This window comes from Roseibium aggregatum (assembly GCF_017309185.1).
GTDB classification, from domain to species: Bacteria; Pseudomonadota; Alphaproteobacteria; order Rhizobiales; family Stappiaceae; genus Roseibium; species Roseibium aggregatum_B.
Genome location: NZ_JAEKJZ010000002.1, coordinates 86,056 through 102,319, shown reverse-complemented (window position 1 = coordinate 102,319; position 16,264 = coordinate 86,056). Strand labels below are relative to the sequence as shown.

General features: G+C 62.7%; 14 protein-coding genes. 4 read left to right on the top strand and 10 right to left on the bottom strand.

Annotation, left to right across the window (positions count from 1 at the left end; all coding sequences use genetic code 11):
- Positions 1–47: 47 nt before the first annotated feature.
- Positions 48–1,841 (bottom strand): SPFH domain-containing protein, encoded by a 1,794-nt coding sequence (locus JF539_RS12680; protein ID WP_207141040.1) that lies wholly within the window; start codon positions 1,839–1,841, stop codon positions 48–50.
- A gap of 189 nt (positions 1,842–2,030) precedes the next feature.
- Between JF539_RS12680 and JF539_RS12675 the strand changes: the two genes are divergently transcribed.
- From JF539_RS12675 to JF539_RS12665, 3 genes are all read left to right on the top strand, one after another.
- Positions 2,031–3,209 (top strand): aminotransferase, encoded by a 1,179-nt coding sequence (locus JF539_RS12675; protein WP_207141039.1) that lies wholly within the window; start codon positions 2,031–2,033, stop codon positions 3,207–3,209.
- A gap of 35 nt (positions 3,210–3,244) precedes the next feature.
- Complete coding sequence (locus JF539_RS12670) at positions 3,245–4,267, top strand: asparaginase (protein ID WP_207141038.1); 1,023 nt, start codon at positions 3,245–3,247, stop codon at positions 4,265–4,267.
- Positions 4,268–4,341: 74 nt separating this feature from the next.
- The gene (locus tag JF539_RS12665) at positions 4,342–5,145 is read left to right on the top strand and encodes a dimethylarginine dimethylaminohydrolase family protein (protein ID WP_207141037.1); all 804 of its coding nucleotides are present in this window, start codon (positions 4,342–4,344) and stop codon (positions 5,143–5,145) included.
- A gap of 41 nt (positions 5,146–5,186) precedes the next feature.
- On the opposite strand, the gene JF539_RS12660 is transcribed toward JF539_RS12665, so the two are convergent.
- Both JF539_RS12660 and JF539_RS12655 read right to left on the bottom strand, forming a co-directional pair.
- Positions 5,187–6,557, bottom strand: coding sequence for a TIGR03808 family TAT-translocated repetitive protein (locus JF539_RS12660; protein ID WP_209017264.1), 1,371 nt, complete (start codon positions 6,555–6,557; stop codon positions 5,187–5,189).
- 151 nt (positions 6,558–6,708) lie between these two features.
- Positions 6,709–7,188, bottom strand: coding sequence for a YHS domain-containing (seleno)protein (locus JF539_RS12655; protein WP_207141036.1), 480 nt, complete (start codon positions 7,186–7,188; stop codon positions 6,709–6,711).
- 215 nt (positions 7,189–7,403) lie between these two features.
- On the opposite strand from JF539_RS12655, the gene JF539_RS12650 reads away from it, so the two are divergent.
- Entirely contained in the window at positions 7,404–7,979 is a 576-nt protein-coding gene (locus JF539_RS12650; RefSeq protein WP_207141035.1) for a TetR/AcrR family transcriptional regulator, read from the top strand.
- Between the two features lie 25 nt (positions 7,980–8,004).
- On the opposite strand, the gene JF539_RS12645 is transcribed toward JF539_RS12650, so the two are convergent.
- From JF539_RS12645 to JF539_RS12615, 7 genes are all read right to left on the bottom strand, one after another.
- On the bottom strand, positions 8,005–8,613 hold the full coding sequence (locus JF539_RS12645; protein ID WP_207141034.1) for a pyroglutamyl-peptidase I: 609 nt from the start codon (positions 8,611–8,613) through the stop codon (positions 8,005–8,007).
- Positions 8,610–9,605: a methylmalonyl Co-A mutase-associated GTPase MeaB gene (meaB, locus tag JF539_RS12640; RefSeq protein WP_207141033.1), complete on the bottom strand. Its 996-nt coding sequence runs from the start codon at positions 9,603–9,605 to the stop codon at positions 8,610–8,612. The genes JF539_RS12645 and meaB overlap by 4 nt, the downstream gene beginning before the upstream one ends.
- 76 nt (positions 9,606–9,681) lie before the next feature.
- Complete coding sequence (locus tag JF539_RS12635; protein ID WP_207141032.1) at positions 9,682–10,272, bottom strand: DUF1131 family protein; 591 nt, start codon at positions 10,270–10,272, stop codon at positions 9,682–9,684.
- Between the two features lie 145 nt (positions 10,273–10,417).
- Positions 10,418–10,999, bottom strand: a complete 582-nt coding sequence (locus JF539_RS12630; protein ID WP_207141031.1) for a TIGR00730 family Rossman fold protein — start codon at positions 10,997–10,999, stop codon at positions 10,418–10,420.
- A 33-nt stretch (positions 11,000–11,032) separates the two neighbouring features.
- Positions 11,033–12,421, bottom strand: a complete 1,389-nt coding sequence (locus tag JF539_RS12625; RefSeq protein WP_207141030.1) for a dipeptidase — start codon at positions 12,419–12,421, stop codon at positions 11,033–11,035.
- 168 nt (positions 12,422–12,589) lie between these two features.
- A complete protein-coding gene (locus tag JF539_RS12620) occupies positions 12,590–14,419 on the bottom strand; it encodes a mechanosensitive ion channel family protein (protein WP_207141029.1) in 1,830 nt (609 codons plus the stop codon).
- A 200-nt stretch (positions 14,420–14,619) separates the two neighbouring features.
- Positions 14,620–16,179: a helicase HerA-like domain-containing protein gene (locus JF539_RS12615; RefSeq protein ID WP_207141028.1), complete on the bottom strand. Its 1,560-nt coding sequence runs from the start codon at positions 16,177–16,179 to the stop codon at positions 14,620–14,622.
- Between the last annotated feature and the right edge of the window lie 85 nt (positions 16,180–16,264).

The window sequence follows — 16,264 nt, the reverse complement described above, 5'->3', positions numbered from 1 at the left end:
CCGAAAAGGTCCCGGGTCTCCTGCCAAAGGCGGTCGGGGTCGTGGCGCTACTGTGCCGCCGGCCGGTTTCCGGTTGCAGGCTGTTGCGGTTGCTGGGCCTGGCCCAGGCTGGCGCCCAGAAGCGCGGCCGCGCCGGCGAATCCGCCGTCGCCGCCGACGATCGTGTTCGGCACCAGTTTGCCGACAAGAGCAACCAGTTCCGGCTTGCGCTCGAGCGAGGTGAGCAGCTTTTCGAGCGCCTGGAGCAGGGCGACCCGATCCTGGCCGAGAACATCGACCTGGGCGCGCTGTCCGCGGGCCAGTTCTTCCAGATACTGGCGTTCCGCGCGGCCTAGGGCGGCGCGTTCCTGCTCGCGCTGATTGGCGACCTGAACGGCGATCTGCGCTTCCACCAGACGAGGCTGCTCGTCGGCCGTGGAGCGTGCCTGTTCGGTCTCGATGCGCTTCTGCTGGGCGTCCGTTTCGCGCTCGTAGGCTGTCGAAAGCTGATCGGCGAGCTGCACGCGCAGGCGGGAGACGAGAAGTTCCGGCGGGATCGCCGGTTCGCCGAGGCGGATCTCGCGGATATCGACCCCGGCCTTGTTGCCTTCGACCTTGATCTGCTGCTCGATGGTCTGTTCCAGGGCGTCGCGGTTCTCGATCAGGTCGAGCACCCTGGTCGGGCGTACGGTGAAGCTCGCGGGCTGAACCAGCGTGCCGTCCGGATTCTTGTCCGGAACGCGGATCGAGGCACCGGCGACGTTGCGCACGATGGAGCGGATGGCCGGCGTCAGGATGCGGTTCTCGATTTCTTCAAGACCGCCGACGGAGCCGACCACGACCGGGGCATTGGAGGGGTCGACCTGGACGAGGGCGCGCAGCTCCAGCGGTATGTCCCAGCCCTCGACCTTGACGAAGACGGCGCGGTCGGCGGCGTCGCCCGGGATCTGTTCCTGAACCGAGCGCTCGTTCTGCTGGATATTGCCCTGCTGGTCGACGGAAAGATCGATGATCCGCTTGGTGTAGCCGCCCTTGTACTCCCAGGTCTGAACGCGTGTGTCGACGAGAGTGACCTCATAGGCCTGACGGTTGAGGTAATAGGCGCCGGGAAAGAGCGGGTCCTTCCAGATGCCGACGCAGCCGCGCGGCACGAGCGGAACGGACAAGGCCTCGCGGGACGCTGTGGAGGCGGAGACCTCCTCCTCGACGCAGTTGATGCCCGGCTGGCTGACGTTGGACTTGACCACACCGACGTGGCCGGCCGGAATGATGGTCGCATTGGTGTTCTCGTCCAGGCGGACGTCGAAGAGATAGCGGTTGAGGCGGTACTGGCCGGGTTTGAGGACCGTTTCCTGCGGGCCCCGAATTCCGCCCTGGGTCAGGAAGCTCTCCGCCTTGAGCATGTCGCCGACCTCCGCGTCGGGAATGGCGGGAGCCATGAACATGCCGGACGGCATGGCGCCGCCGTCAAGCGCGGTGAGCTGACCGTAGTAGCCTTCCGGGATGGTGACGACTTCCCATTCCTCGAAATCGTAAAGCACGCGGACCAGCGGGATGAAGTGAAAGCCGGGGCCGAGGATCTGCGCCTGCGGGCCTTTTTCGCCGTCCAGGGCGATGATGCGGCCCTCTGGCAGTTCCTTGAAGGCATAGATGCGCTTCAGGTGGCCGACGCCGTTGGCGTCGACGAAGATGAAGGAGGTGGACAGGAGCAGGAACAGCCCGACCAGGATCAGGACGATACCCGCGAATGGATTTGCGATCGCCTGAACCAGGCGGTTGCTGCCGACCGGCGCTCCGGTTCTGCGCAACACGGCGGCGACGCCGATGAAAATGGCCAAAAATCCCAAAACAACGCTGAGCATCGTCGGTCCCCCGTTAACGGTTCGAATCCGCAAGAAATCTGCGGGTCATCTGACCTAGCGTCAGAAGTCCTGTCAAACGAAGCTTCTGTAAAATCCAGGATTTCCATGTTTGACGATCTCAGCAGGCGAATTTTCTCGACTGTCCTAAAAGGGAGGATTAGAACCGGCCGAAACACCTTGGGAGGAACCATGAAACCGACCAATCCGGTTTTCACAGGCATCGAAACCACGGTCTTCGAGACCATGTCGCGCCTTGCCAGAACCCATCAGGCCGTCAATCTGGGGCAGGGCTTTCCGGATGTGGACGGGCCGGAGGACATCCGCAAGACCGCGGCTGAGGCGCTGATCGACGGGCCCAACCAGTATCCGCCGATGCTTGGACTGCCGGAACTCCGCAAGGCTGTGGCCGAAAGCAACAGACGCTTCCACGGGTTGGAGGTCGATCCTGAAACCGAGGTCCTTGTGACGTCGGGAGCGACAGAGGCGCTGGCGGACTGCATCTTCGCACTGGTGTCGCCGGGCGACGAAGTCGTGCTGATCGAACCGCTTTACGACTGTTATCTGCCTTTGGTGAAACAGGCCGGCGGCGTGCCGGTGCGTGTTCGGGTGACGCCGCCCGACTGGCGTCTCGACAAGGAAGCGCTGGAAGCGGCTTTTTCGGACAAGACCAAGGCGATCCTGCTCAACAATCCCATGAATCCGACGGCGAAAGTGTTTTCGGATGAGGAACTGGGTTTCGTCGCCGATCTGTGCATCAAGCACGATGTTTACGCGATTTGCGACGAGGTTTACGAGCATCTCGTTTTCGACGGTGCCAAACATCGTCCGCTGATGACGTTCGAGGGCATGCGCGAGCGCGCGGTACGGATCGGTTCCGCGGGCAAGACCTTCTCGCTCACCGGCTGGAAGGTCGGTTACGTCACCGGCCCGGCGGCGCTCATGGATCCGATCGCCAAGGCGCATCAGTGGGTCACTTTCACCACGCCGCCCAACCTGCAGAAGGCGGTGGCTTACGGTCTCGGCAAGGACGACAGTTATTACGAGGAGCTGGCAGGGGATCTGACGGCGAAGCGCGACCGGATGGCGCGCGGACTGAAGAACCTCGGCTTCTCGGTCTTGCCCTGCGCGGCGACCTACTTTCTGACCTGCGGTTTCGAAGGTCTGGGTCTTGGAGAAACGGACGTGGCCGCCTGCGAGACCCTGGTCAGGGAGGCGGGCGTTGCCGCCGTGCCGGTCTCGGCCTTTTACGGGTCGGATGCCCCGTCCGGTTATATCCGCTTCTGTTTTTGCAAGCAGGATTGGGTGATCGACGAGGCACTGGCGCGACTTTCTGCCTTTTTGACTGCGGAAAGGGCCGAATCCGCATAGGCTTTTGGGGCAACGAAGAGCGGGAAGAAAGTTTCATGGACAATCCGGCACTGGTGGACGTTACCCGCGGCAACCTGACCGAAAGCACGCATCGCGGCAGTGTTGCGATCGTGGACACGGAAGGCCGTGTCGTCTGCGGAATAGGCGATGTGGATGCACGCGTTTTTCCCCGCTCCGCCATCAAGGCGCTGCAGGCGCTGCCTCTGGTGGAATCGGGTGCGGCCGAGGCGCTGGACTTGACCGACGCGGAGCTGGCGCTCGCCTGCGCCTCCCACAACGGGGAAGAGGTGCACGCCAATTCCGCCCGGGTCATGCTGCTGAAGGCGGGATTGACGGAAGACGCGCTGGAATGCGGGCCGCAATGGCCGAAACGCATGGAAGACGCGGCCAGGCTTATCCTGGCTGACGAGGTCCCCTGCGGGTTGCACAACAACTGTTCAGGCAAGCATGCCGGCTTTCTCGGTCTTGCCAAGGTCATGGGCGTTGAGACGCGCGGCTATATCGAGCCGGAGCACCCGGTACAGCGGGAAGTCCGCAGCGTGATGGCGCAATTGACCGGCGACAGTCTCTCCGAAGATGTCTGCGGCATCGACGGTTGCTCCATTCCGACCTATGCGTCGCCGCTGAAAAGTTTCGCCCGGGCCTTCGCCGCCTTCGGCACGGGCGAGGGGCTTGAGCCGCTGCGCGCCGATTCCGCCCGGCAGCTCTACGATGCCTGTATCAACGAACCCTACATGGTTGCGGGCGCGGACCGCTTCTGCACGAAGGTCATGGAGGGATTTCGCGGCCGGGTCTTCGTCAAGACCGGTGCGGAAGGGGTGTTCTGCGCCTCCCTGCCGGAACTGGGATATGGCGTCGCGCTCAAATGCGACGACGGGGCGACCCGCGCGGCGGAAGTTATGATGGCGGCGGTGCTCGAAGCGCTGCTCGACCTCAGCGACGACGAAGCCGCTTTGCTCGATGGCCTGGTCAACCCGCCGGTTCTGACCCGTCGCGGTGCGCAAGCCGGTCATATCAAGCCGACGCAGGCGCTGTTATCGGCTCTGAAGGATGTGTAAGAAGGTCTCCTCCTCTCTGCTTATCAGTCAGTTGTAGCCTTTATTTGATATTTTGAATTAACAGGAGTCCTGTCATGCCCCACCAGCCGGGCCTGTCCTTTCGCTTCACGCATGCCATCACACGTATTCCGGCGGACAGCGTGGCAAACGGTCTGCGCGCCGTAGATGCCGGAGACCCGAGCGGCGCGGCCTTTCGCGCGGAACACGCGCTTTATGTCAAGGCTCTGGAAAACGCCGGCCTGAAGGTCGATGTGCTGCCGGCTCTGGAAGCCTATCCCGACAGTTGTTTCGTCGAGGATCCGGCTTTCTGCCTGCCGGAGGGCGCCATCCGGCTCAGGCCGGGCGCGCCGAGCCGGGAAGGGGAAGGGCGGGAGATTGTCCCGGCGCTCGAGGCGCGGTTTTCGAAGGTCGTGGATCTGCCGGGAACCGGTCACGTCGACGGCGGCGATATCCTGACCCTCGACGACACGATCGTGATCGGGCTGTCCGCCCGAACCGACGAAGAGGGGGCCGAGGCCTTTGCCGGTCTTCTGAGAAGCTGGGGATACCGGGCGGAAGTCTGCGAAACGCCGGAGGGCGTGCTCCATTTCAAGACCGCCTGTTCCACCCTCGGCGACAACGTCATCCTCGCCACCAGGATCATGGCCGACAGCGGGTTTTTCGGAGACCGCAAGGTCGTGGTTGTTCCCGACGGCGAGGAGTATGCCGCCAACGTCATCCGGGTGAACGATGTCGTGCTGGTGCCGGAAGGCTATCGGAAAACACTCGAGGTCATCGAGGGAGCCGGTTTCAAGACCGTCGTCCTGCCGACCCACGAAGCGCGGAAGGTGGATGGCGGGCTGTCCTGCCTGTCCTTGCGTTTTGCCCTGGAGAGCTAGGTTTTTCGGCGTTTGCAGTTTCGGTTCAGCTCGCCATTTTGTCACGCGGCGATCTGATTGCCCTCGACAGTCAGGTTCGAAAACTCCGATGCGCCGTTCAGCTCGCCGGTCGTTCGCTCCAGCCAGCGATAGCCGCGGATCGCGCCGTTCTTCGAGCCCTGGACGATGTTGCCGGTGATCACCGCGGGGCCGGAGCCGTCCACCACCGTGACGGCGATGCCCGTGCCGCAATCGCGGATCACGTTCTGGGCGGCCGAGATATTGCGCATGTAAGGCCCCCAGCCGAGCATCATGCCGAATTTCGGCGCGCCCTCGATGACGTTGCCGGTCAGTGCGGTGTCCGCCTCGGCGGAAATGCCGATGCCGAAGCCGGCGACTTCCGGCGGATAGGGGCCGTCTTCCTTGATGTTGCGCACCAGGTTGCCGGAGCACACGGACAGACGGCCGCCGTCCATGAAATTGGCGATGGAAATGCCGGTGGTCGCACCGTCGACGATGTTGTTGGAAATGACCGCGCCCTGAAAGGCGAATTCGGAATAGATACCGGTCTCGCCGGAGCGAAGACAGGAATTGCCGATGATCTGGACGTTGGAGCCGGTGTTGGAGCGGATCGCGGAAAAGGCGCAATCGGCGATGCGGTTGTTGGAGACCATCACGCCATGGGCCCGGAACACGTTGATGCCGTTGCCGAACTGACCCGTGCCGCCGTAGCGCGCACCGATCCGTTCCACCCGGTTTCCGGAGACGATGGTGCCGTCTTCGCCGTCGCGCCAGCGATGCACCCAGATGCCGCCATTGGCACAGTCGGAGACCGTGTTGCCGGTAATGCGCAGTCCGACGGCCTCGTTCGAGCGCAGGCCCGCTTCGGCCGCGCCGGATATCCGGCAGTTTTCCACCCGGCCCGAGCAGCGGTCCAGCACGACACCCATCTTGGACGAACCCGCGATCTCGCAGTTGTCGAGTTCCAGGGTCCGGACACCGATGAAATGCAGCAACCCCTCGGTGAAATCGCCGATGGCGCGGTTGGCGCCGTCAAAAGTGATGCCGGTCAAGCCGATGTTGCTGACGCCCTCTGCGCGCAGTAGCTGGCCGCCGCCGCCCTGATAAACGAGCCGGGTCCGGCCCGGCACGCCCACGATCAGCGTTCCCGAGGGCAGGCGCAGGTTCGACACCGGATAGGTTCCCGCGGGCAGAAACAGCGCCCGGCCGCGTTCCACGGCCCGGTTCACCGCATTCTGAAACTGGGCGGACTGGTCGTCGACAGCGTTTGGCAAAAGTCCGAGATCGGCGGAATCGATCGATCCCCGCAAGTCCGCGACCTTCATCTGCGCTTGTGCGGCTGTCCCGATTAGGCACAGTCCTGTCCCGGCAAGGAACGCGCGGCGGTTCAGTCTGGGAAGATTCCGTTTCATAAGCCCATGCCACTTGCTGTTTTCCGGCCGCATCGGGAAACGCGGCGGTTCTGGAGGGGAAAACTGCAAGGGCCATGCCGAAAGGCCTGGAGCCAAAAGAAAACCCGGCTCGGAAGCCCGGCCGGGTTTCAGCTTCGTCCGGACGCGCCGATTAAGGGTTCAGGTCATCCGGGTTGGCGTCCTTGATGTCGGTCCAGTTGACGTCGGCCTTCTCGATGAAACCCGAAACGTCCGTGTTCCAGCGTTCCTGAATGCTCTGGGACAGATTCAGGTAGAGCTTGCCGTCAACGATTTTCCAGAGATCCGGGTCTCCGTCCACCTTGACGCCCATCGCGGTGCCGAAGGCGCAGAAACCGCCGTATTGCGGCAGATATTTCTCGGGGTTCTGGTTGAACAGCGCCTTGTTTTCTTCCGAAGTGAACCGGTAGGTGGCACCGTTATGGACCGCGGTGATGGCAAAGTTGCCGTCCTGCGGCGCACCTTCGGTGAAGTAGGACACCGGATCGACGCCGCGAAGGGCAAGGCCGGTAACGGTTGCGTTGACGTCGACGCCGGCGCCGAAAGCGCTGGAGACCAGGCCGGTGACAACGACGGCGGCGGCAATAGAGCTGCGGATCAGATTTGCAAACATTTCTAGAGACTCCCAAGAGGTTGTTCGTGGCCGGCGGGGAGAGGAATACGCAAGGACATAATTCGGTACCATTTAGTACCTAACTAGTCGAAAGGGTCGCTTCCTGCCGGTGAACCCGAGATAGGATTTGGAACTGTAAAGTCCAAAACACTTGCGTGTGACGGATGCTGACATTGGTGTGAGGCAGCCACCGGGAACCGGACACTGGAGCAGAAATGGCAAGACCACGTGAATTCGATCCCGACGAGGCCATGGACAAAGCCATGAGACTTTTCTGGGATGTCGGCTACGAGGAGGCCTCGTTGAACGACCTGCTTCGGGTCATGCAGATCACCAGAGGGTCCTTTTACAAGGCCTTTCAGGACAAGAACGCGGTCTATCTGGCCGCGCTCGACCGTTACAACGAACGGGTCGTCAGCGGCACGGTGGGATATCTGACGGACCCGAACATGGGTTCCGGCCGGGCTCGTATCCTCGGACTGTTTTCGAAGGTTGCGGAAGCCGCCCACAAAGACGGCGACAGGCTCGGCTGTTTCCTGTGCAACGCGCTTGTCGACAAGGCGGCCGCGGACCGACAAGCGGAAGCCAAACTTCAAGCCATGGTGCGGCGGCTGGAAAATGCGTTTTTCAGGGCTGTTGGAGAGCTTCCCGAGGTTGACGAAACCAGGGCTCGCGAGACGGCAAGAGGCCTGCTTTCCGCGTATTTCGGCCTGCGCGTCCTGGGCCGCGCCGGGTTGTCCCGCGAGATGGCGGGCGATTGCATCCGGCAGGTCGAGCGGCTGCTCGATTAACGGAGGCCAGAGTGAAACGATGGCTTCAGCGCAGCCGTCTCGCGGTTTCCAGTAGGATCCGGACCGCCGCTTCCTCTATCAAAGTGAACCCCGGTCTTCGGTCGTGCCGTCCCCTTGGTAGCGAAGGCACGTGAACGAAGATGGCCGGAGTACCGGAGCCGAGCGTGTCCCAGAGGGTGGCGTTGCACAGATACGTGCCCGCGTCGGCGGATATCTTCGCAGGAGCACCGGCGCTCAGGGCCGCGTCGCGCAAGGGACGCGCGGGCAGGGTCGCCGGTCTGTATCGCACAGCTCCGGGTGTCAGGACCGGCTGTGCCGGTTTCCGCCCGGAGGCGTCCGGTCGGATGCGCGTGGCGCGGTTGACGGCGCGGGTCTCGATGTTGATCGTCCGTCGCGTGCCGTCGAGGCCGAAATGCACCACGGCATCGGGTTGCAACTCCTCGAGCAGCCTGGCCGTTGTGTCGGCGCGGGCCGCCCAGGTGGTCGGCAGGACGCGGAAGACGAAATCGATGCCGGTCTCGCGGTTTGAAAGCCGTTTAGGCAGACGGTGCATCAGCACCTGCGTCGGATTGACCGGAGCGCCGGGGAAGGGTGAGAAACCGGTCACCAGGATGGTCTTGTCCGGTGTCTTCATTCGTTGAGACCCATCAGAGAGGCCAGCTCGTCCACGGCGACGGAGACGGCGGCGTTGCCTTCGCGCACGCTTTCCTCAAGCACCTTCAGCCGGTCCGCCGTCTTGTGGTTGGTCTTGAGCGCCTCCATCATGCGCTGCTGAAGCATGTCCCACATCCAGGCGACCTGCTGACGGCTGCGCTTGTCCTGCCATTCGCCGCTTGCCTGCATGCGGGTCCGGTAGATTTCGATCTGATCCCAGAGATGGTCGAGGCCTTCGTTGGCGAGCCCTGAGACCGTTATGACGGGCGGCGACCAGTTGGGCGACCTCGGGGCCAGGATGTGCAGGGCGGCGCGGTAGTCGGAGGCGGCGGAGCGGGCTCTGAGGGCACCGTCGCCGTCGGCCTTGTTGACGGCGATCATGTCGGCGATTTCCAGAACGCCCTTCTTGATCCCCTGTAGTTCGTCGCCGGCGCCGGGCAGCATCAGCACCAGAAAGAAATCGACCATGTCGGCGACGGTGGTCTCCGACTGGCCGATGCCGACGGTTTCCACCAGGATCACGTCGAAGCCTGCCGCCTCGCACAGGAGCATGGTCTCGCGGGTTTTCGCGGCGACGCCGCCGAGAGTGCCGGCGGAGGGGGACGGGCGGATGAAGGCTTGCGGGTCCACGGCGAGCCGCGCCATCCGGGTCTTGTCGCCGAGGATCGAGCCTCCGGTCCGGGTGGAGGACGGATCGACCGCGAGCACGGCCACCTTGTGGCCCGCCTCGGTCAGGTTGGAGCCGAGCGTGTCGATGGTCGTCGACTTGCCGACGCCGGGCACGCCGGTGATCCCGACCCGGTACGCCTTGCCGGTTTCAGGCAGGAGGATCTGCAGCAGGTCTTTCGCGATCTGCCGGTGCTCACGCTTGCGGGATTCCACCATCGTAATGGCGCGCGCCAGCGCGGCGCGCTTTCCGGCCAGGATGTCGGCCGCGAGGTCTTTCGGATCGATCTTTGCCCGTGTCGTCATGGGACAAGGCATAAGGCAAGAATCGGCGGAGGTCACTGTGCCTTTTGGGGGAGGGCGTGGCCGATGCCCCCGGGGATCAGGCCTTCGGCGTCCACAAAATCCGCTGCAGCTGGGCGTCGAACAGTTCCTTCGACGGCGGAAGCCGGTCGAACGGTCCCTGGTAGCCGGGAATGGCGTAGACCAGTTCCACGTTCGGGTGGCCTTCCGACCTGCAGATCGCCATGCCGCGCCAAAGGTTCTTGCCGACACGGCAGTCGGAGCGGGCGGAGCCGATGTCGGAGAAGGTCATGCCGATGCGTTCGCCGTTGGGGCCCATCAGGTGATGAGTGACGCCGTGAACGGTCCGGATCTTGCCGTTCTTGGCCTTGAACACCTGCAGGACCTGGAAGCCGTCCGTGTTGAAGGCGGCGGTCGCCCATTCGGTGGCGTTCTCAGTGGCGGTCTGAATGCCTTCCGTCGTGAAGCCCGGAAGGGCCGCCTCGATCGCCTTGGAACTGTAGGGCGTGTCGCTGTTAATGCCGCCGATGCTGTCTTCGGTGATCTTGACGAGGGTGAGATCCGACGTGGAAACGAGCCGGCTGGAGGTGCCGTCGAGACCGTCTGCCGGAACACAGGCGGAGGCAAGAACGCTGGCGAACAGGGCAATGCCCCAGGAAAAGAAACGCATTGAGAAGACACACAAAGTTATTGGTCCGGCCGCTTTTTATTTCGCGGCTCCGACGGTGATTTAGCAACTGCCGCCGGCTTTGCAAAGACACCGGGTGCATTTGTGAACAACCGGGTGAGGCTCCTTGGTTGAACGAGCCCGCCGGTCAGGTTTCGTCGCCGGTGATCCATTTCGGGGTCGTGGGCGGAGCATAGGAATCGAAAAGCTCCAGCAGGTTTTCAGGGCTTTCTGCGATCCGCACCATGTCGCGCATCGCTTTCTTGGTGAAACCCTCCCGGGTCTGGTGATCGAGGAAGGCAATCAGGTGATCGTAGTAGCCCTCGATGTTGAGGAAACCGCAGGGTTTCACGTGATAACCGAGCTGGCCCCAGGTCCAGACCTCGAAGATTTCCTCCAGGGTGCCGACACCGCCCGGCATGGCGATGAACCCGTCGGAAAGCTCTGCCATAAGCGCCTTGCGCTCGTGCATCGAGCCGACGAGGTGCAATTCGTTGAGACCTTCGTGTCCGATCTCCTTTTCCTGCAAAGCTCTCGGGAGCACGCCGACGACTTCACCACCGGCTGCCAGCGCGGCGTCCGCGACCGTGCCCATCAGTCCGACCTTGGCGCCGCCGTAGACCAGACGATACCCCCTGTCGGCGATGGCGCGGCCCGTCGCGACAGCCGCGTCCGCGTAAGCTTCTAGGGCGCCGAGACTGGAGCCGCAAAACACACATATGGACTTCATGATCGTCTCCAGGAAAAGAAAACGGCAGTTGGATCAGCTCTTGGCCAGTTCGTCGAGCACCCGTGCCCAGGAGCGGATGCCCTTGTGGAAGCTGGTGAGGTTGTATTTCTCGTTCGGCGAATGGATCTGGTCGTCCTCGAGCCCGAAGCCGATCATCAGCGTGTCCATTCCGAGCATCCGCTTGAAATCGCCGACGATGGGAATGGAGCCACCCATGCCGATCAGGGCCGCTTCCTTGCCCCATTCTTCGCTAAGGGCGGTCTTGCCCTTTTTGAGCGCGGGCATGGCGAAGTCCAGCCTGAGCGCGGGACTGCCTTCCTTGGCGATGAAGTCGACAGAACAGTCGGCGGGGATCTTGGAGCGGACATAGGCGCGGAAGGCGTCCTGGATCTTGTCCGGGTCCTGGTCGCCGACGAGGCGGAAAGTGAACTTGGCATGGGCTTCGGCTGGGATCACCGTCTTGGAGCCCGCGCCCTGGTAGCCGCCCCACATGCCGTTGACCTCGACCGTCGGCCGCGACCAGATATGTTCGAGCGGTGTGCGGTCCTTTTCGCCGCGCGGATATTTCAGGCCGACATCGCCGAGGAACTCCTCGACGGAAAAGCCGAGTTCGTCCCACATCTTGGTCACATCCTCGGGCAGCTCGATGACGCCGTCATAGAAGCCGGGCAGGGTGACCTTGCCGTTCTCGTCATGAAGCCCGGCGATGATTTCGGCGACGATGTGGTTCGGGTTCTGCGCCGAACCGCCGTACATGCCCGAATGGAGGTCGCGGCTGGCCGCCTTGACGATGATCTCGTCACCGACCATGCCGCGCAGCGTGACCGCGATCGCCGGGGTCGAGGCGTTCCACATGCATGTGTCGCAGACAAGCGCCAGGTCGCAGGAAAGCTCGTCCCTGTTTGCGGTCAGGAACGGGTGCAGCGACGGTGAACCGGATTCTTCCTCACCTTCGAACAGGATTGTCACGTCGACAGGCAGGTCTCCGGTCTCGGAGATAAAGGCGCGGGCGGCCTCGACGAAGGTCATGAGCTGGCCCTTGTCGTCGGAAGACCCGCGGGCGACGATGATCTTGCTGCCGTCTTCTCGCGTTTCGATGCGTGGTTCGAACGGATCGCTTTTCCAGAGTTCGAGCGGATCGACGGGCTGGACGTCGTAGTGGCCGTAAAAGAGCACATGCGGACCGGGCTTGCCGGACTTGCGGTGCCCGACGACCATGGGATGCCCAGTCGTGTCGCGCACGGAGGCCTCGACGCCGATGCCCGTCAGTTCCTTTGCAAGCCACTCGGCGGCTTCCCGGCACGGAGCCTTGAATTCCGGATCGGTGGAAATGCTCTTGATCTTCAACAGGTCGAACAGGCGGTCGAGACTGTTGTCGAGGTTGGCGTCGATGCGCGCCAGAACCTTGTCGATGGAACTCATGACGGATCCTTGAGATTTTAACGGTCAGGATCAGGCCAAAGGGACTCAGGCCTGTCGGATAGATCCTAACAGGCCATAACATGACGCGGAGCGCAAACGGTTCGTTCGTGCGAACCGGCTCCGGTAAGGTTCCGCCGCATCAAAAGGTCCAAACGTGTCGCCGGGTTTTCAGGCCGCGCGGGGGTCGGACTGCCGGGAACCGTCCGCAACCTCCTCGATCCGCGAGTCCGGCAAGCCCTGGTCTCGGCCCAGATAGACGGTGGAGGAGGGATAGGCGAAATCCGAACCGCAACGGGCGATGATGTCGTGGATCGCGAACAGCATGTCCTGCTGGATTTCGAGGAATTCGTCCATCTTGGAAGCGTTGACATAGGCATAGACATCGATCGTCTGGGCATAGTCGTCGAACCCGATCAGGCGGACGCGCAGCGGGTCTTCCTCGACCTTCTCGTGACCTTCCAGATAGGCCATGATTTCCAGCAGTATGGCTTTCAGCGCCTGTGGCTGCGTTTCGTAGCGCAGTCCGATCTTGTGTCGGAAATGGAACTTGTCCCGATGGCTGTAGTTGATGATCTTGCGTTTCGCCAGATCCGCGTTTGAGACGGTGATCAGGGTGCGGTCGAGCGCGCGGATCCGCGTGGAGCGGATGCCGATGGCCTCGACGGTCCCCGAAAGGTCGTCGAACTCGCAATACTCGCCGACACGCACCATGCGGTCGGCGTAAAGGATGATGCCGCCGATCAGGTTCTCGATGGTTGGCTGGGCGGCAAGCGCGATCGCCAGACCGCCGACACCGAGACCGGCAATCACGCCGTAGATCGGAATGCCGATTTTCGTTGCGCCGTAGCCCAGAACCAGAAGTGCGACCGCAAGGGATGCGACCCGGTAACCGGTGCGCAACAGGCTGGCGTCCAGCCCGGTCTGGTTCGACGGGCCCTGAACCACCCAGACGTAGAAGAACTGCAGGCAGTGATAGACCAGCCAGGACAGGGCGGACCAGACGACTGCGGTCGTGGCGGTCCCGATCAGTTGCAGCGGCGCGCCGGTGATGTTGATCTGATCCTCGCAGATGTAGCGGAACAGAAGCGCACCGCCGACGACGGCCAGAGGATGAAGGATTGCGTTGAACGCACGGGTCCGCTCGTGGATCGAGACGGCGCGCCATCTTCGCCAGCGCACATAGACGGCGATGACGCCGAGATAGGCGGCAACGAGAGCGGCCAGGACCAGCCACTGCCAATAGGCCTGATCGGCGAAATGCCGGTGCAGCCACGATGGGCCCTGCTTGAGATACTCATACCAGCGCGGGGCGATCAGGTTGCCCGGCGTGTAGATGTAATATTCGAACAGGTCTTCGCCGCGGTCCGCGCGAATGGGCAGGGCACGCAAGAGCGCATAATCTTGCGGAATTCGAGCAACGGAATCGTCGGAAAAGAGATAGTGATCGTGACGTTCCCCGTCCGGCTGGCGGACCAGCGTGAGGCTGGTTCCCGGAAGGGTCCAGTGTTCGGGCAGATTGTCACCCTTGTGAGGTGTGCGGAAGGTGCCGGCGGTTTCGCCCGGTACGGTGCTCAGATCGATGGGCGGAATCCGGTCCAGGATCTCCTGCAATTGAAGCACCAGTTCAATGCTGGCCCGTTCCCGCGAGGTGTCTGGGATTTCCGAGAGGTCGAGAGTCTGACCGGCCTTTTCCAGAAGCGCTTCGAGGAGCACAAGCTGGTCCTCCTGCTCAACTGTCAGGAAGACATTGTTGCCTTTCTCGTAGGAGGCCCGGATTTCCTGCCACAGCGTCGTCACCTCACCCATGATGAAGCGGAAGCTTTCCAGCGTGGCGCGCGGGCTGGCGGTGTCGGGGGGGGAGATCGGATTGTTGCGCAGAAAGTCCCGGGCCTGCTGAAGGCGTTCCGTCGGGAGATCGTGAGACTGTTTTCCGTTCGCGGTGTCTAGCGGTGCCGGTTCCGCGATGGCTGCGCAGGTGCCGGTGGCAATTGCGATCATGACGCCCGCAACCGCTCCGGCGAGGCGTCTTCCCGACGGCGGCTTGTTGAGGAACGGTCTTGTGAAAAAAGACAAGGAAAAGCAATCGGAGAACATTTCACTACTCGCAACTGGAAGTCGGGTCTGACTTTAATTGCAAGAAGTAAGGATCGGGTTACTGGCCGATTGCTTTGGCGTGGCGTCCGTTTTGATTTGGCTCGTCAGTTGCCTCTTTTCAGAGAGCCGAGAAGACCGCGCACCAAGGCCCGGCCGAGCGAGGTACCCAGGCTTCGGGCCGCCGATTTGAGGCCGGCCTCCAGAACCGTGTCGCGCTGGCTGCGGCGGCGCGAGCGCCGTTCCACGCTTTCCTTGCGCGGACGGTCGTCCCTGCCGAAATCCGGCAGCTGAAAACCGGAGCGCGAGCGGCGGGGTTCGCCATGCTTGCGGGCCTGCGTGTCTTCCTTTTCCCGGCGCCGCTGTTCCTGGCGCTGTTCCTCCTCGGCGCGCGACTGCAGAACCTCATAGGCGGACACCCGATCCTTGGTGCGTTCGTAAAGACCGAATACCGCGCTCGATTGGATGAGCGTTCGTCGTTCGGCCTCGGTGACCGGACCGAGCTGCGAGGAGGGCGGGCGGATCAGCGTGCGCTGGACGACGGAGGGAATGCCTTTGCCTTCCAGCGTGGAGACCAGCGCTTCGCCCACGCCGAGTTCGGTGATGACCCGTTCGGTGTTGAGATCCGGATTGGGGCGGAAGGTCTCCGCGGCGGCTCGCACGGCCTTCTGGTCGCGCGGGGTGAAGGCGCGCAGGGCGTGCTGGATCCGGTTGCCGAGTTGGGACAGGACGGTTTCGGGGATGTCAAGCGGGTTCTGCGTGACAAAATAGACGCCAACCCCTTTGGAGCGGATCAGGCGTACCACCTGTTCCACTTTTTCGATCAGAGCCTTCGGGGCCTCGCTGAACAGAAGGTGAGCCTCGTCGAAGAAGAACACCAGCTTGGGTTTGTCGGGGTCGCCGACCTCGGGAAGCTCTTCGAAAAGTTCCGACAGGAGCCAGAGCAGAAAGACTGCGTAGAGCCGTGGCGACGTCATGAGCTTGTCGGCGGCCAGGATGTTGACGACGCCGCGCCCGTCCGGCGCCGAGCGGATGAAATCGCGGATGTCGAGGGCCGGTTCGCCGAAAAAATGCTCGCCGCCTTCGCGCTCCAGCACGAGCAGGCGCCTTTGAATGGCGCCAACGGAGGCCTTTGAGACGTTTCCGTAAACCGTTGACAGCTCGGACGCCCGTTCCGCCACATGGACCAGCATGGCGCGGAGGTCTTTCAGGTCCAGAAGGAGCAGGCCTTCGTCGTCGGCGAGTTCGAACAGGACGTTGAGCACGCCTTCCTGGGTGTCGTTCAGATCCAGTAGGCGCGCCAGGAGCAGGGGACCGATCTCGGAGATCGTGGTTCGGATCGGATGGCCCTGTTCGCCGAGCAGGTCCCAGAACACAGCCGGCACGGCTTCATACGAATAGGTTTTTTCCAGACCGACTTCCCTGGCCCGTTTTTCCAGGAAGTCCTTGGAAGCTCCCGCCACGGCGAGACCGGATAGATCGCCCTTGATATCGGAGCAGAAAACCGGAACGCCGGCATTGGAGAACCCCTCTGCCAGGATTTGCAGGGACACCGTCTTGCCGGTACCGGTCGCGCCCGCGATCAGGCCGTGCCGGTTGGCGAGTTTGAGTGTCAGAGTTTCATCCTTGGTGCTGGCACCGATAAAGATACTGCCTGTTCCCTTCACCTTTTCCCCCGAATCCCGACCCGTTTCGTGCAGCCTATCAAAGCCCTTTCGAAAAAGCGCGCTTCCGTTTGCCGCAATTGTCGAC